This is a genomic window from Nocardia sp. NPDC047654 (assembly GCF_043205035.1).
Lineage (GTDB): Bacteria > Actinomycetota > Actinomycetes > Mycobacteriales > Mycobacteriaceae > Nocardia.
The window spans coordinates 135,213-160,554 of record NZ_JBIDDF010000001.1; the positions used below are offsets into that span (position 1 = coordinate 135,213).

At 68.6% G+C, this 25,342-nt stretch carries 24 protein-coding genes; 7 read left to right on the forward strand and 17 right to left on the reverse strand.

The genetic code is table 11. From position 1 onward, the window contains the following. Positions 1 to 60 precede the first annotated feature (60 nt). From ACGF7Y_RS00630 to ACGF7Y_RS00655, 6 genes are all read right to left on the reverse strand, one after another. A complete protein-coding gene (locus ACGF7Y_RS00630; protein ID WP_393227924.1) occupies positions 61 to 762 on the reverse strand; it encodes a hypothetical protein in 702 nt (233 codons plus the stop codon). Between the two features lie 202 nt (positions 763 to 964). After that, positions 965 to 1,768, reverse strand: coding sequence for a hypothetical protein (locus ACGF7Y_RS00635; protein WP_393227926.1), 804 nt, complete (start codon positions 1,766 to 1,768; stop codon positions 965 to 967). Between the two features lie 99 nt (positions 1,769 to 1,867). Continuing rightward, positions 1,868 to 3,331, reverse strand: coding sequence for a PepSY-associated TM helix domain-containing protein (locus ACGF7Y_RS00640; protein WP_393227928.1), 1,464 nt, complete (start codon positions 3,329 to 3,331; stop codon positions 1,868 to 1,870). 297 nt (positions 3,332 to 3,628) lie between these two features. Then, a complete protein-coding gene (locus ACGF7Y_RS00645) occupies positions 3,629 to 4,189 on the reverse strand; it encodes a hypothetical protein (protein ID WP_393227930.1) in 561 nt (186 codons plus the stop codon). Between the two features lie 146 nt (positions 4,190 to 4,335). Then, the gene (locus ACGF7Y_RS00650) at positions 4,336 to 5,994 is read right to left on the reverse strand and encodes an acyl-CoA synthetase (protein ID WP_393227932.1); all 1,659 of its coding nucleotides are present in this window, start codon (positions 5,992 to 5,994) and stop codon (positions 4,336 to 4,338) included. A 176-nt stretch (positions 5,995 to 6,170) separates the two neighbouring features. Beyond that, positions 6,171 to 7,796: an acyl-CoA synthetase gene (locus ACGF7Y_RS00655; RefSeq protein ID WP_393227934.1), complete on the reverse strand. Its 1,626-nt coding sequence runs from the start codon at positions 7,794 to 7,796 to the stop codon at positions 6,171 to 6,173. 250 nt (positions 7,797 to 8,046) lie between these two features. Here ACGF7Y_RS00655 and ACGF7Y_RS00660 point away from each other — a divergent pair, with 250 nt between their 5' ends. Then, the gene (locus ACGF7Y_RS00660) at positions 8,047 to 8,649 is read left to right on the forward strand and encodes a carboxymuconolactone decarboxylase family protein (RefSeq protein WP_393227936.1); all 603 of its coding nucleotides are present in this window, start codon (positions 8,047 to 8,049) and stop codon (positions 8,647 to 8,649) included. Here ACGF7Y_RS00660 and ACGF7Y_RS00665 read toward each other — a convergent pair. Continuing rightward, positions 8,617 to 9,117 (reverse strand): helix-turn-helix transcriptional regulator, encoded by a 501-nt coding sequence (locus tag ACGF7Y_RS00665; protein WP_040868881.1) that lies wholly within the window; start codon positions 9,115 to 9,117, stop codon positions 8,617 to 8,619. The two genes, ACGF7Y_RS00660 and ACGF7Y_RS00665, sit on opposite strands and share 33 nt — an antisense overlap. An 84-nt stretch (positions 9,118 to 9,201) precedes the next feature. Next, entirely contained in the window at positions 9,202 to 9,834 is a 633-nt protein-coding gene (locus ACGF7Y_RS00670) for a hypothetical protein (protein ID WP_393227938.1), read from the reverse strand. 471 nt (positions 9,835 to 10,305) lie between these two features. Between ACGF7Y_RS00670 and ACGF7Y_RS00675 the strand changes: the two genes are divergently transcribed. After that, positions 10,306 to 10,470: a hypothetical protein gene (locus ACGF7Y_RS00675; RefSeq protein ID WP_393227940.1), complete on the forward strand. Its 165-nt coding sequence runs from the start codon at positions 10,306 to 10,308 to the stop codon at positions 10,468 to 10,470. Continuing rightward, positions 10,470 to 11,393 (forward strand): phosphatidylinositol mannoside acyltransferase, encoded by a 924-nt coding sequence (locus tag ACGF7Y_RS00680; protein WP_393227942.1) that lies wholly within the window; start codon positions 10,470 to 10,472, stop codon positions 11,391 to 11,393. Before ACGF7Y_RS00675 ends, ACGF7Y_RS00680 begins: the two co-directional genes overlap by 1 nt. Before the next feature lie 256 nt (positions 11,394 to 11,649). Here ACGF7Y_RS00680 and ACGF7Y_RS00685 read toward each other — a convergent pair whose 3' ends face one another. Both ACGF7Y_RS00685 and ACGF7Y_RS00690 read right to left on the reverse strand, forming a co-directional pair. After that, complete coding sequence (locus ACGF7Y_RS00685) at positions 11,650 to 12,879, reverse strand: acyl-CoA dehydrogenase family protein (protein ID WP_393227944.1); 1,230 nt, start codon at positions 12,877 to 12,879, stop codon at positions 11,650 to 11,652. A 33-nt stretch (positions 12,880 to 12,912) separates the two neighbouring features. Next, positions 12,913 to 14,307, reverse strand: coding sequence for an acyl-CoA dehydrogenase family protein (locus ACGF7Y_RS00690; RefSeq protein ID WP_393227946.1), 1,395 nt, complete (start codon positions 14,305 to 14,307; stop codon positions 12,913 to 12,915). A 497-nt stretch (positions 14,308 to 14,804) separates the two neighbouring features. Here ACGF7Y_RS00690 and ACGF7Y_RS00695 point away from each other — a divergent pair, with 497 nt between their 5' ends. Continuing rightward, on the forward strand, positions 14,805 to 15,428 hold the full coding sequence (locus ACGF7Y_RS00695) for a Uma2 family endonuclease (protein ID WP_393227948.1): 624 nt from the start codon (positions 14,805 to 14,807) through the stop codon (positions 15,426 to 15,428). 70 nt (positions 15,429 to 15,498) lie between these two features. On the opposite strand, the gene ftsX is transcribed toward ACGF7Y_RS00695, so the two are convergent. From ftsX to ACGF7Y_RS00725, 6 genes are all read right to left on the reverse strand, one after another. Then, a complete protein-coding gene (ftsX, locus tag ACGF7Y_RS00700) occupies positions 15,499 to 16,404 on the reverse strand; it encodes a permease-like cell division protein FtsX (RefSeq protein WP_062969379.1) in 906 nt (301 codons plus the stop codon). After that, positions 16,404 to 17,093, reverse strand: coding sequence for a cell division ATP-binding protein FtsE (ftsE, locus tag ACGF7Y_RS00705; protein WP_040868868.1), 690 nt, complete (start codon positions 17,091 to 17,093; stop codon positions 16,404 to 16,406). Before ftsE ends, ftsX begins: the two co-directional genes overlap by 1 nt. Positions 17,094 to 17,177: 84 nt before the next feature. Next, positions 17,178 to 17,303: a hypothetical protein gene (locus tag ACGF7Y_RS00710; protein WP_357808226.1), complete on the reverse strand. Its 126-nt coding sequence runs from the start codon at positions 17,301 to 17,303 to the stop codon at positions 17,178 to 17,180. A 16-nt stretch (positions 17,304 to 17,319) separates the two neighbouring features. Next, positions 17,320 to 18,180, reverse strand: coding sequence for a mechanosensitive ion channel family protein (locus ACGF7Y_RS00715; protein ID WP_062969381.1), 861 nt, complete (start codon positions 18,178 to 18,180; stop codon positions 17,320 to 17,322). Beyond that, positions 18,181 to 19,296, reverse strand: a complete 1,116-nt coding sequence (gene prfB, locus ACGF7Y_RS00720; protein ID WP_062969587.1) for a peptide chain release factor 2 — start codon at positions 19,294 to 19,296, stop codon at positions 18,181 to 18,183. It abuts the gene before it with no gap. Between the two features lie 392 nt (positions 19,297 to 19,688). Further along, positions 19,689 to 20,549, reverse strand: a complete 861-nt coding sequence (locus tag ACGF7Y_RS00725; protein WP_393227951.1) for a helix-turn-helix transcriptional regulator — start codon at positions 20,547 to 20,549, stop codon at positions 19,689 to 19,691. A gap of 142 nt (positions 20,550 to 20,691) precedes the next feature. On the opposite strand from ACGF7Y_RS00725, the gene ACGF7Y_RS00730 reads away from it, so the two are divergent. Together ACGF7Y_RS00730 and hisN are read left to right on the forward strand one after the other, a co-directional pair. After that, entirely contained in the window at positions 20,692 to 21,288 is a 597-nt protein-coding gene (locus ACGF7Y_RS00730) for an NAD(P)H-dependent oxidoreductase (RefSeq protein ID WP_357116832.1), read from the forward strand. A gap of 49 nt (positions 21,289 to 21,337) precedes the next feature. Then, positions 21,338 to 22,123: a histidinol-phosphatase gene (gene hisN / locus ACGF7Y_RS00735; RefSeq protein WP_393227954.1), complete on the forward strand. Its 786-nt coding sequence runs from the start codon at positions 21,338 to 21,340 to the stop codon at positions 22,121 to 22,123. A 145-nt stretch (positions 22,124 to 22,268) separates the two neighbouring features. On the opposite strand, the gene ACGF7Y_RS00740 is transcribed toward hisN, so the two are convergent. Beyond that, entirely contained in the window at positions 22,269 to 23,240 is a 972-nt protein-coding gene (locus tag ACGF7Y_RS00740) for a hypothetical protein (RefSeq protein ID WP_393227956.1), read from the reverse strand. Between the two features lie 187 nt (positions 23,241 to 23,427). Between ACGF7Y_RS00740 and recQ the strand changes: the two genes are divergently transcribed. Then, positions 23,428 to 25,311 carry a DNA helicase RecQ gene (recQ, locus tag ACGF7Y_RS00745; RefSeq protein WP_393227958.1) on the forward strand — a complete coding sequence of 628 codons (1,884 nt, stop codon included), beginning with the start codon at positions 23,428 to 23,430 and terminating at the stop codon, positions 25,309 to 25,311. The last annotated feature ends 31 nt before the right edge of the window (positions 25,312 to 25,342 follow it).

A 25,342-nucleotide genomic window follows, 5' to 3' on the forward strand; every position in this document is an offset into this window, starting at 1 on the left:
GGGTGGGTTCGTGACCCGCCCGGCTCGTGTAGATACTTGGAATTCGGTCCTCCGTATCGATCAGAACGGCGTGAAGAAGAAGCCGATCCAGGCACCGATGGCAGCGCCGACCGCGCAGCCGACCACGGCGCCGACGACGAAGAACCAGATGCCGATGGCAATGCCGATCGCGCAACCGATCGCCGCGCCGAGCACGGCGCCGCCGAACAGGGCGTCGTGCATCAAGCCCTGCACCTCGGGTGCCACCGCGCCGGGTGACGGCACACCGGCCGCCGGTGTCAGCGTCAGTGTCCTAGCCGACGGGTCGACCGATGGTATGACGCTGAAGTTCTGACCGGTCTCCATACGCAGTGTCGTCGGGATCGCACCGACGATCGCGCCCTCGTCGGAGAGCACGTTGACCGCTGCCGGTGTGACTTCGAACCGTCCCGAAGCCAGGTCGACCGTAGCCGTGCGGTGATCCGCCGCGAGCGTTGTCGTGTAGGAGATAGGCCCATCCACCCCGTTCATCGTGAGGTCTGCCAGGGTGCCCTCACCGTGTGCTGTGGCCATTGCTATGCCCGTTGACGCGACGGCCAACAGGGCGGTAGCCACCAATTTCTTGATAAACATTGGAAGTCCAATCATCGGACGATGTTGTTGGATTTCCCCCGGACGGGCGACAGTGACCGTCGCGTATAATCTTTCACCTGCAACCTGAGCATTGTCGATAGGTGTCGGGTATGAGAAATTTTCGTATTCGCGGTCGGATTTCTCCCCCAACCATCGGCGCTGCCGCGCCCCTCCGCTTGCTACTCGGCCGCATCGAATCGGCGAAGCGCTACTGCGCGCGGGCTCTCTGATTCTGCCTGGAGAGAAATAGGCCGATATCGGGTCGGAATTGAACAGTGCCCTCCCTCCCTGGCTCACGCCGAAGCCCCGGCCCCGGCACTGGGGCCGGGGCCGGGGCCGGGGTCGAAAGGGTTTACTTCTGGGGTTCGGGTGCCTTGGGCATGGGCGAGTTGATCGTGCTGAAGTACATGATGGCCGCGCCGACGGCCACCGGGGCCGTCACCAGGATCTGGCCCGCGACCGTGCCGAGGGCGCCGACGGCGACGATGCCGCCGAGGCAGCCGACGGCGGCGGCCGGGATGAACGGGCCGAACATGCCGACGATGGTGGCGGCGGCGACGGTCGCTCCGGCGATGCCGCCGAGAATGCAGCCGACCGAGGCGCCGCCGATCCCGCCGACCAGCGTGCCGATGGTGGCACCCATGGAGACGGTGCTGGTCAGACGGGACCAGGCGGCCTGCTCCCGGTCGTACTCGGTCTTCCACGGCGCCTTGTCCTCGAACGGCAGGGCGACCGGCTTGTAGGTCGCGTGCGCCAGGTCGAACTGTGGCGTCAGCGTCGCGGTGCGGTCGGAGATCTCGGCGGCGATGGGGAATTCGAACTCGTCGAGGTGGAAGGTCAACGGTGCGCCCGCGACGACGGTGCCGTCGGCGGCCTTCAGCTTCAGCACCTGGTCCTCGACCACCAGCGAGCCGGAGTCGGTGGTGATGATGCTGGAGGTCTCGGTGGCGTGCGCGGTGAAGCCGACACCCGCGGCGGCGGTCGAGGTAGAAGTGGCCTCTGTGGACGTGGGCTCCGTCGACCTGGGCTCCGTCGACGTGGCCTCCGTGGACGCGGTGTCCGCGGGTACGGCGGGCGCGGCGGAACTCGTGCCCGCGCAGATGCTCACGGCAGCGGTCGTGAACGCGGCGGCCAGGGCGAGTTTCGTGATGTGCATGGAAATCCTTGGTTTCGGAGGCATGGCGAAGCGACGGCCATACCTTGTGAGGTTCGGTAGGTCGTGGAAGAACGGGCGTTCGCCCGTGGATATGTGGGTTCAGGCGGTGGCGCGCCTGCGTCCGGCGACGCCGATCAGCACGTCGATCGCCAGGAAGACGAGCAGGCTCCATCCGACCAGCGGGACGAACCACCCCACCACCAGCGCGGCGGCCGCCAGTGGGATGACCAGCCACAGCGAGGACTTGCGCAGCGCGCCGCGTCGCGGAGCCCGGCCGAGGGCGAACCGGCCCGCATCCCGGGTCGGCCGTCTGCGCCACCACATCAGATAGCCGCGCACGATCACGGTGATCAGGCCGATCATCGCCGCGAGCAGCAACACCTGATTGAGCAGCCCGAACATCAGTCCCATGTGGAACTGGATGCCCCAATTGGTGAGCTTGGCCATCAGCGGCCACTCGGCATAGGGCAGTCGATCGGTGACCGCGCCGGTCGCGCCGTCGACGGCCACCGAGTCGACGGTGTAGACGCCGGACATCCGGCGTTCCTTCACCGCGAACGCCTTGCCCGGCGCGGCCGGGACGGCGATCTCGGCCGCCTGCGTGATGCCTTCGGCGCGGGCGCTCGCGTACACCCGATCCAGCTGGGCGATCCGCTCGGCCGGGTCGGCGGGCGCGTGCTCCGCGTGGCCGCCGCCGTGGTGCTCGGAGCCCGAATCATGCTCGGACGCAACCGCTCCCGGCAAGGCGGTGCCGACCGCGGGTGTGGTCCAGCTGAGCTGCTCACGCAATTCGGTGATGTGCTCGCCCGCGTAGGTCGACCAGGTCATGCCGGTGGCCGACAGCAGCAGCGCGAGCGGAAGCACCCACAGCCCCACCGCGCCGTGCCAGTTCAGGGTGCGGCCCCGCGCACGCTGTGAGCGATCGGCCGCCCAGAGCCATCCCCAGCCGTTGCGGGCCCGGCGGCTCCGCACCCGGCGCACCCAGATGACCAGACCGGCCAGCGCGACGATCCACAGCCAGGACGCGGCGAGTTCGCTGTAGAGCCGGCCGGGCTCGCCCAGATGCAGGTCGCGGTGCAAACGATCGATCCAGGTGCGCATCGGCAGCGCCCCCGAGCTGCCGTACACGACGGCGTCGCCCACAGGCTGCGCGGTGTACGGGTTCACGAACACCGCCCGCCGCTCGGATTCGCCCAGCGACGGGTCGCTGAACAGCACGCGGGTGGTGTCTTCGGCGCCCGCGGCCGGGGCGACCGCGACGAGTCGCAGGTCCGGCCGGACGGCCACGGCCGCGCCGACCTGCTCCGACAGCGGCTTCGGTGTTCCGGCCTGCGTGACCGTCAGCAGATCACGCGACACGATCGACTCCAGAGTCGGCGAGATCGCGTAGAGCGCGCCGGTGACGGCCGCTATCAAGATGAACGGCCCGACGAACACTCCTGCGTAGAAGTGCAGCCGCATGGTCAGCGCGTACAGGTTGTTTCGCGCGGTGGTCCGGCGTGGGCCGGGGGAGTCCGACGGCTCCGATAAGTCGGCGTCGGAAGTTGTTTCTGTTGTACTCACGGTCGTTTCGTTTCTGACGGCGGAACCCGGTTCGGGCGCGAATCACTTCCGGGCGGGCACAGACCGGCACGGCGACAGCGCGTTCTCACGGACACGTGTCGCGGAAACCAGAAGGGCGAACGCCCAGTCGACGGCGAACGCGCTCAGTCGTGCGAGCGCGGCCGTACCGCCGCGTGCGGAAGGAAGATTCGCGACCCCGGACGACGCAGCGCGTAGGCACGCTCAGGCGTGGGCACGAGGGTGCGAGGCGAGCGGCGCTTGCGCCACGGCACTACGTGCGCCGGGTATGGGAAGAATTCAGAGAACGACCGCGAGGGGCGGAGCCCGCGTGCGCAGCGCCTCGGCGGCGAACACGCGAAGGACGACCCGATCGCGATGGACCGTGCGCAGCGGAGCGCGCTCAGCGACGACGGGCGGGGTATGGCGCAACGGGAGCACACGGCGTACCACAGCGGTCCCGATCCGGTACGCGGCCTCCGCGCCGTGGATCACGATGGCCGCCGCGAACGCCGCGCACAGGTGCGCGGCCAGCATCGCCGGAGTCAGCTGGGCATCACCGTGATGCAGATGCCCTGAGCCGATCCCCATCGTGCAGTGCCCGAGAAGTTGTCCGAGGACCAGTGCCGCGACCAGCCCGGCCGACGTATCGCGCAGCGGGGCCAGGCCTGCCACCAGCGCGCCGATCACGGCGGACGCGGCGGCGAGCAGCGCCAGCGAGGTGGTGTCCGGCAGCATGCCGCCGGAAGCCCAGCCGTGCGCCGCTACCGAAATCGCCCCCGAGATCGCACCGGCCGAACCACCGCGCACCCGCGCGACGGCGCCGCGACGTCCCGCGGCGGACCGGTACTCGTAACTCACCCGCTGATGATAGCGGACCGATTGCACGCGTTCGACCGCGTCGGGCCGCCCCGACAGCGGCTCGACGTGCGGTTCCGCGTAAAAGATTCCACGGCCTTCCGGGCAGGCGGGGAGCCGCTGCCCGGAAGACCCTGGAGGCGCGCCGGTCAGCCCGCCTCGACCTCCATCTCGATCAGCGGCTTGCGCAGCAGCTTGCCGGTCGCGTTGCGGGGCAGCTCGTCGAGGAAGACCACCTCGCGCGGGACCTTGTAGCGGGCGAGGTTCGCCTTGACGTAGTCCTTGATCTCCTGCGGGTCGCGCTTGGAGTCGGGGCCGGGAACGACGAAGGCGCGCAGCCGCTTGCCGAACTCACGGTCGTCCACGCCGACGACCGCGGCTTCGAAGACGTCGTCGCGGCCCGCGATGAGGTTCTCCACCTCGAGCGGGAAGACGTTCTCGCCGCCGGAGACGATCATGTCGTCGTCGCGGCCGTCGATGTAGAGCAGGCCGTCGGAGTCGAAATGTCCCACGTCGCCGCTGGACATCATGCCGTCGACGACCTCCTTTGTGCGGCCGTCGGTGTAGCCGGTGAAGGCGAAACCGTTGTCCACGAAGATGGTTCCGGTGACGTTCGGCTCGGTGATCGGCTTGCGGTTCTCGTCCAGCAGCACGATCCGGATGCCGACCGGCGCCTTGCCCGCGGTGGTCGGCGCCTTGCGCAGATCCTCGGGGGTGGCGACCGTCATGACGGCGCACTCGGTGGAGCCGTACAGGTTGTAGAGGCTGTCGTTGAAGTGGTCCAGCGTGCGGGTCACCACGTCGGGCGCGATGGCCGAGCCCGCCGCGAAGATCACCTTGACGCTGCTGACGTCGTACTTCGCCAGCACGTCCGCATCCAGGTCGAGGATGCGTTGCAACATGGTCGGGACCACGACCAGCGAATCCGCCTTGTAGGTCTGGATATTCGCCAGCGTCTGCTCGGGATCGAAACGGCGCTGCTGGAAGACCACTCGATTGCCCAGCGCGAGACCGAGGGTGAACTGGGACAGGCCGGTGCCGTGGAAGATCGGCGCCGCCATGAGCATGGTGCCGTTGTTGGGCAGCGGCACCCGGTCGACGAACTGAGCCGAGGCGAAGGGGCTGACCCGGTCGCGCGGCGCGCCCTTGGGGGTGCCGGTCGTGCCGCTGGTCAGGATGACCATGCCGCCCGGCTTGGCGGGCGCGGGCAGCGCGGCGCCGGACTGCCCGGTGATCAGCGAGTCGATGGTCGGTATCGCGGGATCGGCGTTGTCCTTCTCGTCCACCCAGGTGAGGATGCGCGGGATCGCGGCGGGAATGGCGCTCATCAGGTCGATGAACTCGCTGTCGTGCAGCACCGCCTTGACGTTCTCCCGCTCGGCCACGTCGGCGAACTGCGGCTTGGCGAACCCGGTGTTCATCAGCACCCCGCGCACGCCGAGCTTGCCGGTGGCCAGCAGGCTCAGCACCATGCCGCGGTGGTCGCGGGCCAGGATCGCCACCACGTCACCGGGATTGATGCCTTTGTTCTGCAATCCGCGGGCGAGGGCGTTCGACTGCTCGTCGAGCTGGCCGAAGGTCAGCTCCCCGCCTTCGTCGACGATGGCCACGGCGTGCGGCCTGGTCTGCGCGGCGTGCATGACGACCCCGGCGAACGGGCCGAACTTCAAGATATTGAACGCCGACCGCGCGGCGTGGTCGGGGCGCAGCGGATTGAACAGCCGCCGCTTGACCATCACGTTCACGCCAAGGGCCAGATCGCCCGCCTTGCGGGCGGTGCCGCCCAGCGCGGGGAGGGAAAGAGACATCGACGACAACCTTCCGGCGGTGTCACCCGGTGGTCCTCCGGGTGGTGCGGACCGCAATTTCGATACCCAGTGCTGGCGCTAACAGTAGCAAGCTCGTGTAACCGGCTGTGTCATGTATCTCAGCGGGCGCTACCCGCTGGTAGCGGGCCGGGCGGGGAAGCCCGGCCCGCTGCGGATCAGGCCTGGACCTCGTAGTCCACCAGCACGCGGCGCAGCAGCTTGCCGGTCGCGTTGCGCGGCAGGTCGTCGAGGAACACCACCTCGCGCGGCACCTTGTACCGCGCCAGGTTGTTCTTCACGTACGCCTTGATCTCCTCGCCGTCGGGGGCGTGGCCCGGCTCGGGGACGACGAAGGCGCGCAGACGCTTTCCGAACTCCACGTCGTCCACGCCGACCACCGCCACGTCGAAGACGTCGGGCCGCTCCAGCAGCAGGTTCTCCACCTCCTGCGGGAAGACGTTCTCGCCGCCGGACACGATCATGTCGTCGTCGCGGCCGTCCACCATGAGCAGGCCGTTCTCATCGAAGTGGCCGACGTCGCCGCTGGACATGTAGCCGTCGATGATCTGTTTGTGCCTGCCGTCGGTGTAGCCCTCGAACGGCGCGCCGCTGCGGATGAAGATCCGCCCCGTGGTGTTGATGGCGGTGACGCGCTGGTCGTTCTCGTCGTAGAGCCGCACTTCACAGGTGATCGGCGCGCGCCCGACGGTGCCGGGCGCGAGTGCGAGATCCTCCGGATTCGCCACGGTCGCGACGGCGCACTCGGTGGAGCCGTAGAGGTTGTAGAGCACCGGGCCGAACGCCTCGGTGGCCTTGATGGTGAGTTCGGGCGACAGCGCCGAACCGGCCAGCACGATCGCCTTCAGGGAGGACGTGTCGTACTTCGCCCGGATCGCCGGATCGAGCTCGACCATCCGGTGCAGCATCGTGGGCACCGCCACGAGCATGTCGGCCTTGTGCTCGGCGACCAGGGCGAGCGTCGCCTCGGCGTCGAACCGGCGGCGCACCACCACCTTGTTGGACAGGGCCGCGCCGACCAGCCAGGTGGCCAGGCCGGTGCTGTGGAAGATCGGCGAGACGATCACCTGGGTGCCGCGCTGCGGGAACGGGATGCGATCGACCATCTGCGCGGTGGACAGCGGAGTGACCTTGGTGCGCGGCGCGCCCTTCGGCAGGCCGGTGGTGCCACTGGTCAGGATGATGAAGCCACCGGGCTTGCTCGGCGCGGGCAGCGGATCGGCGGAATTGGCGGCGACCAGATCGTCGATGGTCTGCGCGCCCTCGGGCAGTGCGGTGCCCTCGTCGACCCAGGTGAGGTAGCGCGGCAGGTCGGTGGGCAGCGCGTCGAGCAGGCCGAGGAACTCGCTGTCGTGCAGCACCGCCCTGACCTTCTCGCGCTGGCACACCTCGGCGAACTGCGGCTTGGCGAACCCGGTGTTCATCAGTGCCACCCGGACGCCGAGCTTGCCCGCGGCGGCCATGGCGATGATCAGGCCGCGGTGGTCGCGCGCGAGCAGGCCGATCACCATGCCCTCGGTGATGCCCGCTGCCTGCAGTCCGCGGGCGACGGCCGTGGACCGGTCGTCCAGTTCGCGGTAGGTCAAGGCGCCTGCCTCGTCCACGATGCCGGGCGCGTCCGGCGCCACCCGCGCGGAGTGCCTGATCAAGGTGGCCTGGGGGCCGAGAATGCGCGATTCCTTCATCGTCCGCAGCGTTTCCAGTGGCTTCCGGGGATCGGTGACACCCCGGGAGCGCAGCACACCCAGTGCCTTCACGGCCTCCAGCGTGTGGGCCAAGTTCATGTCGAATTACCTCCACAAAACCCTCGCGTCGGTCCTCGACCTAGCGAACCGGTACGGCGTGTTGACTTGCCACCGTAGCAGTGCGGAGTGTGACAGGTCACAATTGAACCGGACAAATCAGTCTCGGATCGGTAGCGTCCGCCGCTGGTAGGAGGGGTGCGCGGCCCGATTCCGGGTTTCGGCTAGTGGCTACCGGTCGGTAGCGCTACTCTCGCAACGTCCCGAGCCCGCTCGAAGGGAGATGCGGCCGATGTCCGCTCCGCAGGACCGCCAACCGTTCATCGATGTGCCCGGCGATCTGCCCGGCATCCGGAGTCTGTTCGCGTTCAAACCCGAAACCGGCGCGGCGCTGAGCGAGTTCGCGCAAACCTTGTTGCGTGGGTCGTCTCCGCTGACGCCGGGGGAGCGCGAGACGATCGCCGCGTACGTGTCCTCGCGCAACGAGACCTATTTCTGCACACAGTCGCACGCGGCGACGGCGGCGGTGCTGGTGGACGGCGGTCGCGACGTGATCGATGCCGTCATCGAAGACGTGGAGTCCGCCGCGATCGATCCGAAACTCCGTGCGCTGCTGCGGATCGCGGACAAGGTGCGGCAGTCGGGACTGGCGGTGACCCCCGAGGACGTCGAGCAGGCGCGCGCGGCGGGCGCGAAAGACGAGGACATCCACGACGCGGTACTGGTAGCGGCCGCGTTCTGCATGTTCAACCGCTACGTCGACGGCCTCGCCACGATCGCGCCCCGGGAACGCGCGGCCTACGAGCAGATGGGCGCGGTGCTCGCCACCGCCGGATACGTCGCCGCCGGGGCGGCACCCGGATCAGCGCCTGGCGCTGGCGAGGGCGACCAGTAACGGAACCACCCTGGCGGCCGGCACCTCGAACCGGCCGCGGCCCGCGGTGTGCAGCCAACCCACCGCGGCCAGCTGCCGCAGATGGTGATAGATCTGGCCGGAGTCGCCGACACCGTCCACCCCGGCGAGTTCGGCCGCGGTTCTGCGCCCGCCCATGATCTCGCGCAGCAGACGCAGCCGGACCGGGCTGCCCAGTGCGGCAAGGCATTCGGCGGTCTCGGCCCAGTCGTCCTCGATGAGGTCGCCGGTGGTGAACCTGGCCTGCCATGCGCGCTGCTGGTCGTTGGGCAGGCGGACCGACCCGGCGAAGACGACGCCGCCGTTGGGCTCGTCGGCCGCCGCGAACTCCTCCTGTAGGCGAGCCACCGCCCACTCCGCGGTGACCGGAGGAAGGCTCTCCGGCCGTACATTCTCTTCCAGCGCGCTGAGCCGCCGCTCCAGCTCGGCGACTCGGTCTTCCAGACTCACGAATCCAAAAGTTACGGAAGTACGTATTCTCCGACAAACCGAGGGCTCCGGTCCCGCGGGCGGCGGGAGCCGGAGCCCGCGATCTCAGTTGTAGACGGCGCCGAACGACGGGACCGAGATCGTGCCCAGCCGGTAGGCGTATCCGTCCGGATTCTCGTCGCTCACGGGCACCGACCAGCGGTGCCACAGCGATCCGTACACCGCGGCGACGACCGGGCCCGCGCCGGTGTCCAGGGCGCGGGTGCGAATGGTGGTGTCCACCGGAACATCGTTGTGCTCGTAGAGAAGTTCGGTGCCGCTGCGTCCGTTGGCCAGGTTGATCCACAGCACTTCGAGCTTCGCGCCGCCTTGGTTCGGCGAGATGGTGCCGGGTCCGCCGAAGAACCCTAGACGGAATCCGTCGACCCCGAGAGCGATTCCCGATCCGTATACGCCAGGACCCTCACCTCGTCCGATATCCGACTGCGCGGGAATCTGGAACGGTTGCGCGGGCAAGGCCACCTGCTCGGCCTCGGCCAGCTGCCCGGAGGCGATCAGCCGATCCACCGCCTGCTCGGCTGCCGCGTTCCCGGCCGCGGCGGCACGCAGTTGCTGCGCGGCGGCAGTCCAGTCCATCGTGGCCGGCTGCGCGGCGGCGTGCCCGGCGAAGGGCGCTACCAGCACCGCGGAGGCGGCGAAGGCGGTGGCGAGGCGACGCGTAAGACTCAGTCGTTGCATAACCAGTTCTCCTCGAAGTTTTCTGGTACAGCTCGAGTGAAAATACGTCCGCTGATTCGTCGATCCAGCGACTCAGGGCGATAGGCTGCCTGGTCGGTGCGCCGCCTGTCCAGGGGTGAACGTCGAATGGCGTGATCGTGTCGTTGACTCATCGACGCAGCGACGTGCTCGTCAGCGGGCCGAGCGCGATGGATCCCAGGGGCGCAGCGGTTTCCGCGCCGCGCGAGGCCGCTGCGAAACGGGCCACCGACGCGTTCGGATGCCCGCTCGTGGACATCATGGCGTCAACCGATGTGGCTGCCGACCGGGGGCGTGCGGGGGCGCATCCTCGATAAACCGTTCCGTATGGTCTGGCCGAGGGTAGTGTGGGTTTCGAGGCGACCGCCGAATCCGCGGCGGCGGTGACCGTATCTGTACGGTGTGCCACCCAATCGGGCGTCATCGATCGCGAATGAGCGGAGAATCCAGAAAATGCATCGAAGTAACCGGTCACCTTTGTTCAGCCATCCGAGTGAGCCCGCCGAGGTCGGCGCGCCTGCGGCCGGCGTTCCCGTGCCCGTATTCAGCGACGTCGCCGCCGCGACGCCGTCCGCGGCGACCGACGAAGCGGGACCGGTCGACTCCGGCGGCGATTAGTGCATCCGGCCGGCCGGTTTTGGGACCTGGGTTACGCCGCCGGCTGGCGGCTGGTGCGCGCCCTGCCGGAATCGCTGGCCGTCCGCCTCTTCGACGCGGGAGCCGAACGCGCGGCCCGCGACGGTGGACCGAACCAGTTGCGCCGCAATCTCTCCCGTGTCCTGGGCACCGCGCCGGACGAGGTGCCGCATGCGCTGGTCCGGGCGAGCCTGCGCTCCTATGCCCGGTACTGGCGCGAAGCCTTTCGGCTGCCGTCGATGGACCCGGTGCGGCTGGCCGACACCATCGAATCCTCGGCGACCGGACTGGAACACATCCACCAGGCGGTCGAACGCGGCACCGGCGCGGTGCTCGCCCTGCCGCACAGCGGTAATTGGGACCTGGCCGGAGTCTGGCTGGTGCAGCGCGTCGGCTCACCGACTGTGGTCGCGGAGCGGCTCGCGCCGGAATCATTGTTCCGGCGCTTCGTCCGTTTCCGTGAACGTCTGGGTTTCGAGATCATCCCGCTCACCGGCACCGCGACGCCGGCGTTCCCGCAGCTGCTCGCCAGGATCCGGCAGGGACGGATAGTCGGACTGCTCGGTGAACGTGACCTGTCCGGTACGGGCGTACCAGTCACCTTCTTCGGTGAGCCTGCTCGGCTGCCTGCCGGTCCGGCCCGGCTGGCAATCGACACCGGCGCGCCGCTGCTTCCCGTGCACTGCTGGTTCACCCCGGACGGTTGGGGAGTCCACGTCGATCCCCCGCTCGACACCAGCCGTGGAGTGGGCGAGACCACCCAGGCGCTGGCCGATCGCTTCGCCGCCGGTATCGCCGCCCACCCCGCCGACTGGCACATGCTCCAGCCCCTCTGGACGGCCGACCTCACCGCCGCGCAGCTCGCGCGCCGGAGTGCCGCCCCGCCGGACCGAACCCGATCCTGAGCTGCCTCAGTCGCCGGGCAACCCCCACGCGAAACCAGCGGCGATCACGAAACAACTGACAAATCGAAATGAGAACAATGCTCCACATGTGCGCGAAGAATACGGAACATCCGGTCCGGAAGCCATAGACGCCTGATCACCAAATCTGCTCGGTGGACACGTCATTCGTTCTGCTCGATGACCTGGAAACGGAAAATCCGGTGCGAGTCCGAGAAGCTCGCACCGGATTTCACTACCCGGATCGTCTACGCCGGTATCACTTCAGCTCGGCGCTGGTCTTGCCGAGGACGCGGCGGGCCACGATGAGCTGCTGGATCTGTTGGGTGCCTTCGAAGATGTCCAGGATCTTCGAGTCACGGCCCCACTTCTCCAGCAGGGTGCGCTGGGAGTAGCCGATGGCCCCGGCCAATTCGACGGCCTTCAAGGTGACGTCGGTGCCGGTGCGGCCCGCCTTCGCCTTGGACATGGAGGCCTCGAGCGAGTTGGGCTTCTTGTTGTCGGCCATCCACGCGGCGCGCAGGGCGAGCAGGTAGGCGGCCTCGTAATCGGCTTCCATCCGCAGGAATTCGGCGGCGGCGGCGTGCTGGTTGTTGGCCGGGGTGTCGTAGGAGATCTCCACGCCGGCGCCGGTCAGGATCGAGCGCAGCTCTTCGAGCGCGGCGCGGGCGACGCCGATCGCCATCGCGGCGACGAGCGGACGGGTGTTGTCGAAGGTCTGCATGACCCCGGCAAAACCCTTCTCCACGTTGACTTCCGGGCTGCCGAGGATGTTGTCCTTCGGAATCCGGCAGTCCTGCAACAGCAGCACGGCGGTGTCGGAGGCCTTGATGCCGAGCTTGTGCTCGAGCCGGGCCACCGAGAGGCCGGGAGCGTCGCGCGGCACGACGAACGACTTGATCGCCGCGCGGCCGAGGCTCTTGTCCACCGTCGCCCAGACCACGATGTGGGTCGAGCGCTGGCCCGCGGTGACGAAGATCTTCTCGCCGTTGAGCACCCACTCGTCGCCGTCGAGCACGGCGGTGGTGGACACGGCGGCGGAGTCGGAGCCGAACGACGGCTCGGTGATCGCCATCGAGGCCCACACCTTGCCGAAGCGCTTCAACTGCTCGTCGGTGGCCACGGCGGCGATGGCCGCGTTGCCCAGGCCCTGGTAGGGAATCGACAGCATGAGGCCGACGTCGCCCCACGAGGTCTCCAGCGCGTTCAGCAGCGCGGACATGTTGCCGCCGTTGGTGTTGCCGAGCAGCTCGGTGGCGTGACGGTCGGTGTCGCCGTCGTCGGAACGGCCACCGGCGGCGCCGCCGATCTTCTGGGTGCCGGAGTCGGCCAGACCCTCGACCATGGCGGCCATGGTGTCCAGCTCGACCGGGTAGTCGTGCTCGGCGAGGTCGTACTTGCGCGAGATCGGGCGGAAGATCTCCTGCGCGACCTGGTGCGCCTGGTTCGCGCTGGCCCGCAGCTTCTTGGGGAGTTCGAGATTGATCATGGGTGAGGTCTCCTGGAAAACGGAACGGGCCGGTTAGATGAGCACGACACCTTCGGCGATGCCGATGGCCCGCAGGTCGCGGTACCAGCGCTCGACCGGGTGTTCCTTGGTGAAGCCGTGACCGCCGAGCAACTGCACGCCGTCGAGGCCGATCTGCATGCCCTTGTCGGTGGCGAGCTTGCGGGCCAGCGCCGCCTCGCGGCCGAAGGACAGGCCCTGCTCCGCGCGCGAAGCGCCGCGCAGCGTCACCAGCCGCAGGCCGTCGAGTTCGATGGCGATGTTGGCGACCATGAAGGCGACCGCCTGACGGTGCGAGATCGGCTCGCCGAACGCTTCGCGCTCGTTCACGTACGGGATCACGTAGTCCAGCACGGCCTTACCGGTGCCCGCGGCGAGCGAAGCCCAGCCGAGGCGGGCCAGGCGCACGGCGTCGGCGTACTCCTCGGCGCGGGTCGCCGCGTCACCATCGCCCAGGATGGCGTCGGTGCCGACCGCGACGTTGTCCAGGATCAGGCGGCCCAGGCCCGCGGCGCGCAGACCCATGCTCGGGTCGGCCTCCACCACCAGGCCCTGCGCGTCCGACTCGACGATGAACAGCGCGGGACGGCCGTCCAGCTCCGCGGCGACGAGGAACAGCTCGGCATCGGCCGCGGCGGGCACCAGGCTCTTCACGCCCGAGATGCGGTAGCCGCTCGGCGAGCGCACCGCCTTAGTGTCCAGGGCGAACGGATCGAACAGGGCGCGCGGCTCGCTGATCACCACGGAGGCCTGCGGCACGTTCTCGCCGGTGAAGGACGGCAGGTAGGTCTTCTGCTGCGCGTCACTGCCCCACTGCGAGAGCGCGACCGCGACGCCGCTGGGTGCCAGGATGGGCAGGGCCAGACCCATGTCGCCGTGCGCGAGCGCCTCGGCGACCAGTGAGTTGGTCACCGCACCGCGCTCGGAGGCCGCACCCTCGAGTTCCTCGGGCACGTTGATCAGGGTGATGCCGAGTTCGGCGGCGCGCTCGAGCAGGTCGCGGGGCGCCTTGGCGGCGTTGTCGGCCTCGTAGGCGGCCGGGCGCAGGATCTCGGCGGCGAACTCCCGCACCGTCTCGACGATCATCTGCTGTTCGTCGGACGGCGTCAGGTCGAAGAAGTCCTTGTTCTTCGCCTCGTTGGTGGCCAGGCGCTTCGGCGCGCCGCTGCCCGCCACCCTGGCGAACGCGCGGGTCGCCGCGCCGAGCGTGCGGAAGCCGGTCTTGGTGCCCTCGTAGGTGACGCGCTCGATCGGCTTGCGCAGGTTGTATTTCTCGGCGAGTTCCGACCCGGTGAGAGTCGTCATGACCCGCATCGCCGCGCCCATCCAATCCCGCTTGGGTTGGGTCAGGCCGACCGCGGACGTGTCTGGACGTCGCTTCGTTGCGCTGTCTCGAGTGCTCATCATCACCTGTTTTCTCGGACGTTTTGGTGCGGTCTGTCTCCGGCTATCTTACTCCAGAGTAAGGCTATCTTACTGCTGAGTAAGAACCGCGTCGAGAGGCAGAATACGCGGGGAATCCGCGCTTTGCTGGACGAGTGCCCAAAGCTGGGTAGCCGGCGGTCGACCGTCGTCCGCACCGGGCGCGGCAGGACGCCCTGACGGGGCGGTGAGCTGCACTTTCCGGCCGGCCCGAGGAGCGCTCGGGCCGCGCGGTCCGAGCGGCCGACACCGATCCGCACTGTCCCAAGGCGAGAGCGGCGATCGATCCTGATTCGTTACCGGAACTCCCAGCCCGACCGCCGCACGGGGAAGGGACGAGCCTGTTCGGGACCGACCGGCGCCGGGAGTCCGTCGCACGGATGAAACGGCGGTGCTGCGATATGCCGTGAACGTCCTGGTGGCGGCGTAGTGAGATGTGGTCGGCGCGGCCGGTCGACAGTGCCGCCGTGATTACAATCCGACGCATGTCAGCGATCTTCGACTGGGCCCGGCCGGACAACGTGCAGCCGGAGCCGATCACGGTCGACATCTGGCGCGAGCTTCCCGACGAGTTCTGCCGCTTGGTAGAGGTGGTGAACGGGGACGCGGTGCGATGCGAATCCCCGACCAGGGCACACCAGAAAGCCGTTCATCGGCTGCTGGCGATGCTGGAAGCGGCGGGCCGCGAATATATGGCCGAAGATCCCTCGTCATGTCTGGACGCCAACCACGACTTCGACGTGGTGCTCTGGGAAGTGCCCCGCGCGACGATTCGACGTCCCGATATCGCCCTGTTCGAGTGCGTACCGGCGGACGTGCGACCGGTGCCCGCACGCTATCTGAAGATCGCCGTCGAGGTCATCTCACCCAGTCATGTCAAAACGGACCGGCTCGAGAAAATGGGCGAGTACGCGGCTGCCGGAATCCCGTGGTACTGGCTGGTCAGTGTGTCGGACACCGAGGTGACCGCCATCGAGACCTATGGTCTCGACCACAGCGTCGGCCACTACCGGCTCGCCCGCGTCCTGAAGCCGCAGACCGCGTTCGCCGTCGACCTGCCGATCCGGATCCAGCTCGACTGGGATCAGTTGACCGACCTCGTGCTGTGACGTTCGCACATGGGAAGGCCCGGCCCGGGCTCGGTCGAGCCGGTGGCGCGGTGGCCACCGGCTCCGGCGCTCACTCGCGCACGTAGTAGCGCAGTGTCGCGTAGGCCGTGATCGCCGCGAAGACGATGCCGACCGGGGCGATGACCAGCGCGGTCATCGCGATGTCGTCGCCGGTGATGCGGGGGAAGACCTTGCTGGCGAACAGGTCGCCGAGGGCGCGGTCGATCACCAGCGGGCGGGCGATGAGCAGACCCAGCACCGCGAGCACCGAGCCGGCCAGCGCGGCGACCATGGCCTCGAGCAGGAACGGCAACTGGGTGTACCAGCGGGTCGCGCCGACCAACCGCATGATGCCGACCTCGGTGCGCCGCGTGAACGCGGCGATCTGCACCATGTTGGCGATCAGCATCACCGCGGCCAGCGCTTGCAGCACGGCCAGGCCGAAGGCCGCGTTGCGCAACCCGTCGAACAGGCTGACCAGCCGGTCCACGATGTCCTTGTCGTTGCGCACCATGCCGACGCCGGGGCGATCGTAGAACTTCTCGTAGATCGTGGGGTAGAGCTCCGCGTCCTCCATCTTCACCCGCAGTGACGCGGGCAGCGGCGTCTCGCTGACGTATTTGGCCAGCTCGGGCTGGTCCTTGAAGGTCTTCTCCTTGGCCTCGCGGACGGCTTCCTCCCGATTGAGGAACTGGACCGACTCGACGCCGCCGGTGGCCTTCAGGTCCGCCATGAGCGACCGGCACGGGTCCTGCGAGCAGTCCGGGTCGTTGGCCGAGACGTCCTCGGTGAGGTACAGCCGCACCTCCAGCCGGTCCAGGAAGTACTGCTCGGTCTTGTCCGCGATGCGGACCGCGAGCAGACCGCCGCCGAGCATGGTGAGTGAGACCGCCGTGGTCAGGATCATCGCGATGGTCATCGTGACGTTGCGGCGCAGGCCCGCGAAGACCTCGCCGAACAAGAAGCTCGCGCGCATTACCGGCCCACCCCGTACACGCCCGTGGCCTCGTCTCGCACCAGGCGCCCGTGGTCGAGCTCGACCACCCGCCTGCGCATCGCGTCGACGATGTGGTTGTCGTGGGTGGCCATCACCACCGTGGTGCCGACGCGGTTGATCCGCTCCAGCAGCATCATGATGTCGGCGCTGGTGTCGGGATCGAGATTGCCGGTCGGTTCGTCGGCCAGCAGGACCAGCGGCCGGTTCACGAACGCCCGCGCGATCGCGACGCGCTGCTGTTCACCGCCGGAAAGCTCGGTCGGCAGCCGGTCGGCCTTGCCGCCGAGCCCCACCATGTCGAGCACCTCGGGAACGGTGCGGTCGATGAACTGGCGCCGCTTGCCGATCACCTCCAGCGCGAATGCGACGTTCTGGTACACCGTCTTCTGCTGCAGCAGCCGGAAGTCCTGGAACACGCACCCGATGCGCTGGCGCAACTTGGGCACCTTGCGGCCGGGTAACCGGTCGACCCGGAAATCGGCGACTCTGATCTCGCCCGCCGTCGGCGCCTCCTCCTTCAGCAGCAATCGCATGAAGGTCGATTTGCCCGAGCCGGACGGTCCGATGATGAAGACGAACTCGCCCTTGCCCACATCGACGGTGATGTCGTCCAGCGCGGGTCGCGTCGAGGTCTTGTACGACTTGGTCACGTTCCGCATGGTGATCACGGGGAGCCAGTGTAACCAGCAACCGGTCGCGGCCTGCGTCGTCAACCATGGGTGACAGCGTGGCGGCGGGCCGTCGCGCTCGGCTCAGCGGCCCGGCGGTTCCGTGATCACCGCTGCGGGAACAGCGTTGACCAGGGTGGCCGGAGCGGTGGTGGTTTCGTCGGGTTTGACGAAGACGTACAGCACGAACGTGGCGACCCAGGTTGCCAACAAAATCGCCGTGGATCTACGTGGTCTCACTGATTCCCTCCCGGCGCAGCGCCGCGGCGACTCGCACCCGCAGCTCGCGTCCGACTTCGAACTGTTTACCCGGCAACGTCCGGGCAACCATTCGGATGTTCATCTGGTCGACGGTGAGGTCTTCCACACCCATGACGGTGGGCTCGTCGAGCAGCAACGGCTTCAGACGAGCGTCTTCGTACGCCTTTGTACCGACCTCGTGCAGGATCTCGTTGACCCTGGTGATGTCAGCGCTGGCGGCCACCGGGACGTCGATCGCGGCGCGTGCCCAGTCCTTCGACAGGTTCGTGACCTTCACGATCTGGCCGTTGGGCACCGTGATCACTTCACCGTCGGCGTTGCGCAACGTGGTGATCCGCAGCGTGACGTCCTCGACCGTACCTTCCGCCTGCTCCGCGGCTCCAGTCACCGCGATGCGGACCACATCGCCGAACCCGTACTGCCGCTCGGTGATCAGGAAGAATCCGGCGAGGATGTCCTGCACGATGCGCTGGGCGCCGAAACCGAGCGCGGCGCCGAGCACCGCTGCGGGCGCGACCAATCCGGTGACGGCGAAGCCGAGCCGCCGCAGCACCTCCATGGTGATCAGCACGTAGACGATGGTCAGCACCACCCAGGTGATCACCTGGGCCAGCGCGTGCCGATGCTTGGCCGCCTCGGTGCGCACCAGGGCGTCGCTGCTGTGGAATCCGGCGTCGATCCGGCGGGTGACCCGGTCCCTCAGGTAGGTGGCGAACCGGCTGAACAGGATGGCACCGAGGATGAGCAGCACGATCTCCAGGCCGGCGCCGCGTAGCCACGTGGTGAAACCGGTGGAAGCGATCGCCTGGATGCCCGCGACATTCATCTAGCTCGCCTGCTCTCGCATTCGCCAGCGGATACCCGACTCGATGAACCCGTCGATGTCGCCGTCGAGCACCGCCGATGGATTGTTGACCTCGTAGTTCGTCCGCAGGTCCTTGACCATCTGGTAGGGGTGCAGTACGTAGGAGCGCATCTGATTGCCCCAGGACGCACCCTCGTTGGTCTTCAGCGCGTCCATCTCGGCACGCTCTTCCTGCCGCTTGCGCTCCAGGAGCTTGGCCTGCAGCACGCGCATGGCCGAGATCTTGTTCTGCAGCTGCGATTTCTCGTTCTGGCAGGTGACCACGATGCCGGTGGGCAGGTGGGTGATGCGGACCGCGGAGTCGGTGGTGTTGACGCTCTGGCCACCCGGGCCCGACGAGCGGTACACGTCGACGCGGATCTCCGTCTCCGGCACCTCGATGTGGTCGGTGGTCTCGACCACGGGTAGCACCTCGACCTCGGCGAAGGAGGTCTGGCGGCGACCCTGGTTGTCGAACGGGCTGATCCGAACGAGCCGGTGGGTGCCCATCTCGACCGACAGCGTGCCGTAGGCATAGGGCGTCTTCACCGCGAAGGTGGCGCTCTTGATGCCCGCTTCCTCGGCGTAGGAGGTGTCGTAGACCTCGACCCCGTACTTGTGCCGGTCGGCCCAGCGGATGTACATGCGCATCAGCATCTCGGCCCAGTCGGCGGCGTCCACGCCACCGGCGCCGGAGCGGATGTTGACCAGCGCGTCGCGCTTGTCGTACTCGCCCGACAGCAGCGTGCGGACCTCCATCGCCTCGACGTCGCTGTGCAGCGCGACCCGCTCGGCGTCGGCCTCGGCGAGCGCGCTGGTCCTGGCCTCGCCCTCTTCCTCCTCGGCCAGTTCGTAGAGCACCGGCAGATCGTCGAGCCGCTGACGCAGCTCCTCCACCCGGCGCAGTTCACCCTGGGCGTGCGACAGCTCACTGGTGACCTGCTGGGCGTGGTCCTGGTCGTTCCACAGGTCGGGGTCGGCGGCCTGATGCTCGAGCTCGTCGATACGACGGCGCAGCTCGTCGATGTCGAGGACCGATTCGACCGTCTTCAGGGTGGCGTCGAGTTCGGCGAGATCAGCGGAAACGTCAGGATGCACGATCGTCAAGCCTAGCTGCCCCTCTGTGACGGCAGCACACGAGTGCGCGCGGGACGACCGGGGACGGCGTCGCCGGGGGTGGGCGCCGTCGTGCGCGGGACGGCCGGTCGGGTCGCCGGGACGTCACACGCACGTTCCCGGCTCCCCGCGGCACGGGTGCGCTGTGACGGACGCCTCATGGGTTTCCACCCTAAACGGCGACCGCGCTTGGCGCAGTTGGTGATTGGAATTCGTGGGGTCGATGACCGTTCTGTCGCGCGGTGAGAGGCCGTCGCGGCCGATCGTTCGTCTTGTCGGACCGACGGACCGGGCCCGGCCGGGCGGTGTGTCGAACTCCACTGCTTCCGCCTGTGGGTGAAGTTCGTGCTCCGCCCGCGCCGCGATACCGACCGTCAGCCCGAGACCGCGTGCAGTCCGCCGGGACGGCGTCCGTTGAGCGTGTCGAGGGCGGCGGCGGTGGCGTCGTCGGCGGGCAGGTAGACGATCACCCGCTGGTCGTCGTCGGCGGAGAGTTCGAGGGATTCGTAGGCCAAGCGCAGCGAACCGGCCTCGGGGTGGGCGAGACGAGTGATGCCGGTGGCGGCGGCCAGACTCGGCACCGTCTCGACCCGGTCGGCGAACGCCGGGCCCACGGTGACGGTGAGTTCGTCGGCAAGGGCGGCGATATGCGGGTCGGCTCGGAACGGTCCCTGTTTCAACGTGGCGACCGTCGCGTCGGCGATGTGCTCCCAGTCCGGGTAGAGGTTCTGGGCGCCGGGCAGGCAGAAGACGAAACGCGCCAGGTTGGGCGGGGTGTGCGGGCCGTCGAACAGTCCGGTCGGCGCCATCAGCCGGTGGTAGCCGCCGGTGTAGGCGAGCACTTCGGTGAGGCGGTTGACCACGACGGCGGGCGCGGGTTCGAGCCGATCCAGGATCGCGCGCACCGTCGGCCGCACCTCGCGCAGCGGCTGCGCGTCGCCCATGCAGGTGAACCCGCTGTCCACCGACTTGCTCAATCGGTGCAGGTGGATGCGCTCGGCGGGGCTCAACCGCAGCGCGTCCGCGAGCGCGGACAGCACCGGGGCCGAGGGATGCCGATCACGCCCCTGCTCGAGGCGCGTGACGTACTCCACGCTGACCCCGGCCGAGGTGGCCAGCTCGGCGCGCCGCAAGCCCGGGGTACGCCGCCGCGGGCCGGTGGGCAGGCCGACCTGCGCGGGTGTCACCGCTTCACGGCGGCTGCGCAGGAAGAGCCCGAGTTCGTTGTCGCTCACCTCTCGAAGCTAACAAGGCGCGCGGCCCGGAGGGTGTCCCTGTCACTACCACTCTTACGGCGGTCTCCCTGCTCTGCGCGCCGGGCAGCAGATTGAGTGGGCGGCCCGAGCCGGGCCGCTTCGTGATCCGAGGAGGAACAGCATGTCCAACGCTCCCTTGAAGCTCGCGGTGATCATCGGCAGTGTCCGGGAGGGCCGCTTCGGGCCCGTGGTGGCGACCTGGTTCAGCGAGCAGGCGCGGCGGCACGGTGGGTTCGAGGTGGACGTCATCGACCTGGCGGAGGCGCACATTCCCCTGGAGTTGCCCGCGGTGCCTCCGGCGATGGACCCGAACCCGCAGCGGCCCGAAGGCATGACCGACCTCACGCGCAGGCTCGCGGCGGCCGACGCCTTCGTCATCGTCACGCCCGACTACAACCGCAGCATCCCCGCCTCCCTCAAAGCCGTCATCGATTGGCACTTCACCCAGTGGGACGCGAAGGCGATCGGCTTCGTCGGCTACAGCGGAGCCTCCGGCGGCCTGCTCGCCATCGAGCACCTGCGGCAGATCTTCAACGAACTCAACGCGCACACCGTTCGTCACTACGTGTCCTTCCCGCGCTACTACCTGCTGTTCGACGACGAGGGACGGTTGCGGGAGCCGGAAGAGCCCGCGGCCGTCGCGACGGCGATGCTCGACCAGCTGCACTGGTGGGCGAGCGCGTTGGCCGCGGCACGGTCGCTGGAACCGGTGGGGTGAGCGCCGGACGGGAACGGCGGCGGCCGGGCGGACCGATAGGGTGCGGAGCGTGGCTGTGTACTCCTCCGATCTCGAACTCGCCCTGCGGCTGGCCGATGCCGCCGACGCGATCACCCGGGCTCGCTTCGGTGCGCTGGACCTGAAGGTCGACGCGAAGCCGGATCTGACGCCGGTGTCGGACGCCGATCTGGCCGTGGAGCAGGCGATCCGGCAGGTGCTGTCCGAGCAACGACCGGACGACGCGGTGCTCGGCGAGGAGTTCGGCGGCGACGCCGAATTCAGCGGAAGGCAATGGGTGGTCGACCCGATCGACGGCACGAAGAATTTCGTGCGCGGGGTGCCCATCTGGGCGACGCTGATCGCGCTGCTGGAGGACGGCGAACCGGTTGTCGGCGTGGTGAGCGCGCCGTCCCTGGTACGGCGCTGGTGGGCGGCCGCGGGGTCGGGCGCGTGGTCGAGCTTCGACGGGCAGGCGGCCGAGCCGATCTCGGTCTCCGCCGTCGGCGAGCTGGGTTCGGCCAGCCTGGCGTTCTCCAGTCTGTCCGGCTGGCGCGAGCGCGGCCTGCGCGAACAGTTCATCGCCCTGACCGACGACGTGTGGCGCGTGCGCGGCTACGGCGATTTCCTCAGTTACTGCCTGCTCGCCGAAGGCGCCGTCGACATCGCCACCGAACCGGAGGTCTCGCTGTGGGACCTGGCCGCCCTGGACATTCTCGTCCGCGAAGCGGGTGGACGTTTCTCCGCGCTGGACGGCGCACCCGGTCCGCACGGTGGCGACGCGATCGCCACCAATGGCCTGCTGCACGAGAAGGTCCTCGACCGCCTGCGCGGCTGAGTTGTTCTGCCGTCGCCTCCACTATGTCCTCGGCTATGTCCTCGGCGTCGCCGGGCGGCCGCCACCGTGGATGCGGCTTCGACCACGGCTTCCCCCCTCGGATGTGGACAACGCGGCGACCTCCGCATGCCGGAAGGCGCTCGAGCTATCCGGCCCGCGCCGGGTTCGCCGGGGTGAGATCGATCCCCGGGGGTGGGCGCAGGCGGCGCAGGGTGCCGTCCATGCTCGTGACGTAGAGCGCCCACGCATCGCCGTCGCGGTCGATGCGCACCGACGTGGCGCCGTCCGGCGGATTGCGCAACGGGCCTGGCTTGATCAGGCCCGTGATGATCGCGCAGGTGGCGCCGGTCGTGGTATCCACCCGGTAGACGGCGCCGAGTATGTGATCGGCGACGAACAGCGCGCCCGCCCGGGTGGCCTCCATATCGTCGGGCAGCGCGACCAGGTCCGGGATGCCGGAGACGACGGCGGGATGCGCCGGATCGTCGAGCCGCACGCGCAGGATCTGCAGCGTCATGGTGTCGACGAAGACCGATTCGCCGTCGGCGGCCAGCGCGAGGCCGTTGGACGGCGGCAGCGCCGCCCAATCCCGCTCGTACTCACTCGTCTCGGGCCAGTAGCGGGAGATGCCGCTCGGACCGCTCAGGCCGATGGTGGTGAACAGCAGGCTGCCATCCGGCAGCAGCAACAGGCCGTTCGGCCCGTTCAGCCCGGTCAGCAGGACGTGCACCGCGCCGGTCTCGATGTCGTAGCGCTGGAGCGTGCCCGGCGGTTCGCTGAGGCCGTCCCCGGTGAGGAAGTAGACATAGCGCCCGGCGACGCGCACCCCCGCCGGGCGGTGCAGATCGGTGACCAGCTTCGTCATTCGCCCGGCGTCGTCGACGTGCGCCAGGTAACCGTCCATCAGGCCGGTGACGTAGAAACCGCCGCGTCCGTCGGAATCGAGATTCTCGAGATTGCCGACTCCTTCGACGATGGTCGTGGTCTCCCAGCCGTCCGAGCACATGGCGGGAAATGTCTCCGCCTGTGCTGGCGGCATCGCCGTGGTGAGCCCGGCGACCACGGCGACGGCGCTCAGTACCGCGGCGCGCACCCGGATCCCTGTCCCTTTTGCCATGAGCGACAACATAACAGCGCCGAACCGAGCGGAAAGCCTCGAGATTTCCGCTGGAGTGGAGAAAACCCGAGGTCGGTGCGCCGCGGCGAAGGCGCCGGATCCGGGTTGTCCCCATGTGCACAACTCGGGCGCCCACCAGGGTGAACGCCGAACCGTGCCGGTACCGCCCCGCCCTGGCGCTCGTAGGATGGGCCGGGTGACTTCCCCCGATGATTTCGCGGCTGTAGCGACCGGTGTCGCGTCCGGATCGGACGCCGGATCCGTTGCGGCGCAACAGGTCCTACGCCGAGTCTTCGGTTACGACAGCTTCCGCGGCGATCAGCAGGCGATCGTCCAGCACGTGATCGACGGTGGCGACGCGCTGGTGCTCATGCCGACCGGCGGAGGCAAGTCGCTTTGCTATCAGGTCCCCGCACTGGTGCGTCCCGGCGTCGGGGTGGTGGTCTCCCCGCTGATCGCCCTCATGCAGGATCAGGTGGACGCGCTCAGCGCATTGGGCGTGCGTGCCGGCTTCCTCAACTCCACGCAGTACCCCGACGAGCGCCGGACCGTCGAGGCGCAATTCGTCGCGGGCGAACTCGATCTGCTGTACCTGGCGCCGGAGCGGTTGCGCCTCGACTCCACCGGGCAGCTGCTGGATCGCGGCAAGGTCGCGCTGTTCGCCATCGACGAGGCGCACTGTGTCTCCCAGTGGGGTCACGACTTCCGCCCCGACTACCTGGGTCTTTCCATGCTGCACGAGCGCTGGCCGGACGTACCCCGGATCGCGCTGACCGCGACCGCCACCGAGAAGACGCGCGACGAGATCATCCAGCGTCTCGACCTCGGCACCGCCCGCCGGTTCGTGTCCAGCTTCGACCGTCCCAACATCCAGTACCGGATCGAGCCGAAGAACCGCCCCGAGCGTCAGTTGCTGGAATTCGTCCGCAACGAGCATGCGGGAGACGCGGGCATCGTCTACTGCCTGTCCCGCAACTCGGTGGAGAAGACCGCGGCCTTCCTCACCGAGAACGGCGTCACCGCGGTGCCCTACCACGCGGGCTTGGACAATCGCACCCGCGCGGCGAACCAGTCGCGCTTCCTGCGCGAGGACGGACTGGTCGTCGTGGCGACCATCGCCTTCGGCATGGGCATCGACAAGCCCGATGTGCGCTTCGTCGCCCATCTCGACCTGCCGAAATCGGTCGAGGGGTACTACCAGGAGACCGGGCGCGCCGGCCGCGACGGGCTGCCCTCCACGGCGTGGATGGTCTACGGTCTCAACGACGTGGTGCAGCAGCGCAAGCTGATCGACTCCTCCGAGGGCGACGCCGCCCACCGTCGCCAACTCCAGCTGCACCTGGACGCGATGCTCGCGCTGTGTGAGACGGTGGGCTGCAGGCGCACCCAATTGCTGGCCTACTTCGGCGAGCCCGGATTGCCCTGCGGCAACTGCGATACCTGCCTGTCCCCACCGCAATCCTGGGACGGCACGGTGGCCGCGCAGAAGCTGCTGTCCACGGTGCTGCGGCTCAAGCGGGAACGTGGCCAGAGCTTCGGCGCCGGTCACATCGTCGACATCCTGCTCGGCAAGAAGAATCCGAAGGTTCTGCAGTACGACCACCACGAGCTGAAGGTGTTCGGTGTCGGCACCGACCTGCGCGATACGGAGTGGCGCGGCGTGGTGCGGCAGTTGCTGGCCCACGGGCTGCTGGCCGTCCACGGAGACTACGGGGTGCTGACGCTGACCGAGGCCAGCAGCGAGGTGCTGTTCGACGGACGGCGAGTACTGCTGCGCCGCGAGCCCGAACGCGCCACGAAGCCCGCGCGGGCCGCGAAGGCCGCCAAAGCGGCCTCGGCCGAGCTGCCGCCCACAGACCTGCCGCTGTTCGAGAAGCTGCGCGAATGGCGCGCGGCCACCGCGAAGGAGCAGGGCGTGCCCGCCTACGTCGTCTTCCACGACGCCACCTTGCGCGAGATAGCGGCACGCAAACCCGCCAGCCTCGCGCAGCTCGGCGGCGTCAACGGCGTCGGCGAGAACAAACTCGCCAAATACGGCGAACAGGTGCTCGAAGTGCTCGGCGCCGAATGAGCCGCTACCGTCACGCGGGATACGAGGGGTG

What these genes read in the sequence shown, in the direction of transcription:
- ACGF7Y_RS00675 (WP_393227940.1), top strand. Translation starts at nt 10,306, where the DNA reads ATGCATCGAAGTAACCGGTCACCTTTGTTCAGCCATCCGAGTGAGCCC.
- ACGF7Y_RS00660 (WP_393227936.1), top strand. Translation starts at nt 8,047, where the DNA reads ATGTCCGCTCCGCAGGACCGCCAACCGTTCATCGATGTGCCCGGCGAT.
- ACGF7Y_RS00635 (WP_393227926.1), bottom strand. Translation starts at nt 1,768, where the DNA reads ATGCACATCACGAAACTCGCCCTGGCCGCCGCGTTCACGACCGCTGCC.
- recQ (WP_393227958.1), top strand. Translation starts at nt 23,428, where the DNA reads ATGGGCCGGGTGACTTCCCCCGATGATTTCGCGGCTGTAGCGACCGGT.
- ACGF7Y_RS00670 (WP_393227938.1), bottom strand. Translation starts at nt 9,834, where the DNA reads ATGCAACGACTGAGTCTTACGCGTCGCCTCGCCACCGCCTTCGCCGCC.
- ACGF7Y_RS00740 (WP_393227956.1), bottom strand. Translation starts at nt 23,240, where the DNA reads ATGGCAAAAGGGACAGGGATCCGGGTGCGCGCCGCGGTACTGAGCGCC.
- ACGF7Y_RS00730 (WP_357116832.1), top strand. Translation starts at nt 20,692, where the DNA reads ATGTCCAACGCTCCCTTGAAGCTCGCGGTGATCATCGGCAGTGTCCGG.
- ACGF7Y_RS00655 (WP_393227934.1), bottom strand. Translation starts at nt 7,796, where the DNA reads ATGAACTTGGCCCACACGCTGGAGGCCGTGAAGGCACTGGGTGTGCTG.
- ACGF7Y_RS00650 (WP_393227932.1), bottom strand. Translation starts at nt 5,994, where the DNA reads ATGTCTCTTTCCCTCCCCGCGCTGGGCGGCACCGCCCGCAAGGCGGGC.
- ACGF7Y_RS00695 (WP_393227948.1), top strand. Translation starts at nt 14,805, where the DNA reads ATGTCAGCGATCTTCGACTGGGCCCGGCCGGACAACGTGCAGCCGGAG.
- ACGF7Y_RS00685 (WP_393227944.1), bottom strand. Translation starts at nt 12,879, where the DNA reads ATGATCAATCTCGAACTCCCCAAGAAGCTGCGGGCCAGCGCGAACCAG.
- ACGF7Y_RS00715 (WP_062969381.1), bottom strand. Translation starts at nt 18,180, where the DNA reads ATGAATGTCGCGGGCATCCAGGCGATCGCTTCCACCGGTTTCACCACG.
- ftsX (WP_062969379.1), bottom strand. Translation starts at nt 16,404, where the DNA reads ATGCGCGCGAGCTTCTTGTTCGGCGAGGTCTTCGCGGGCCTGCGCCGC.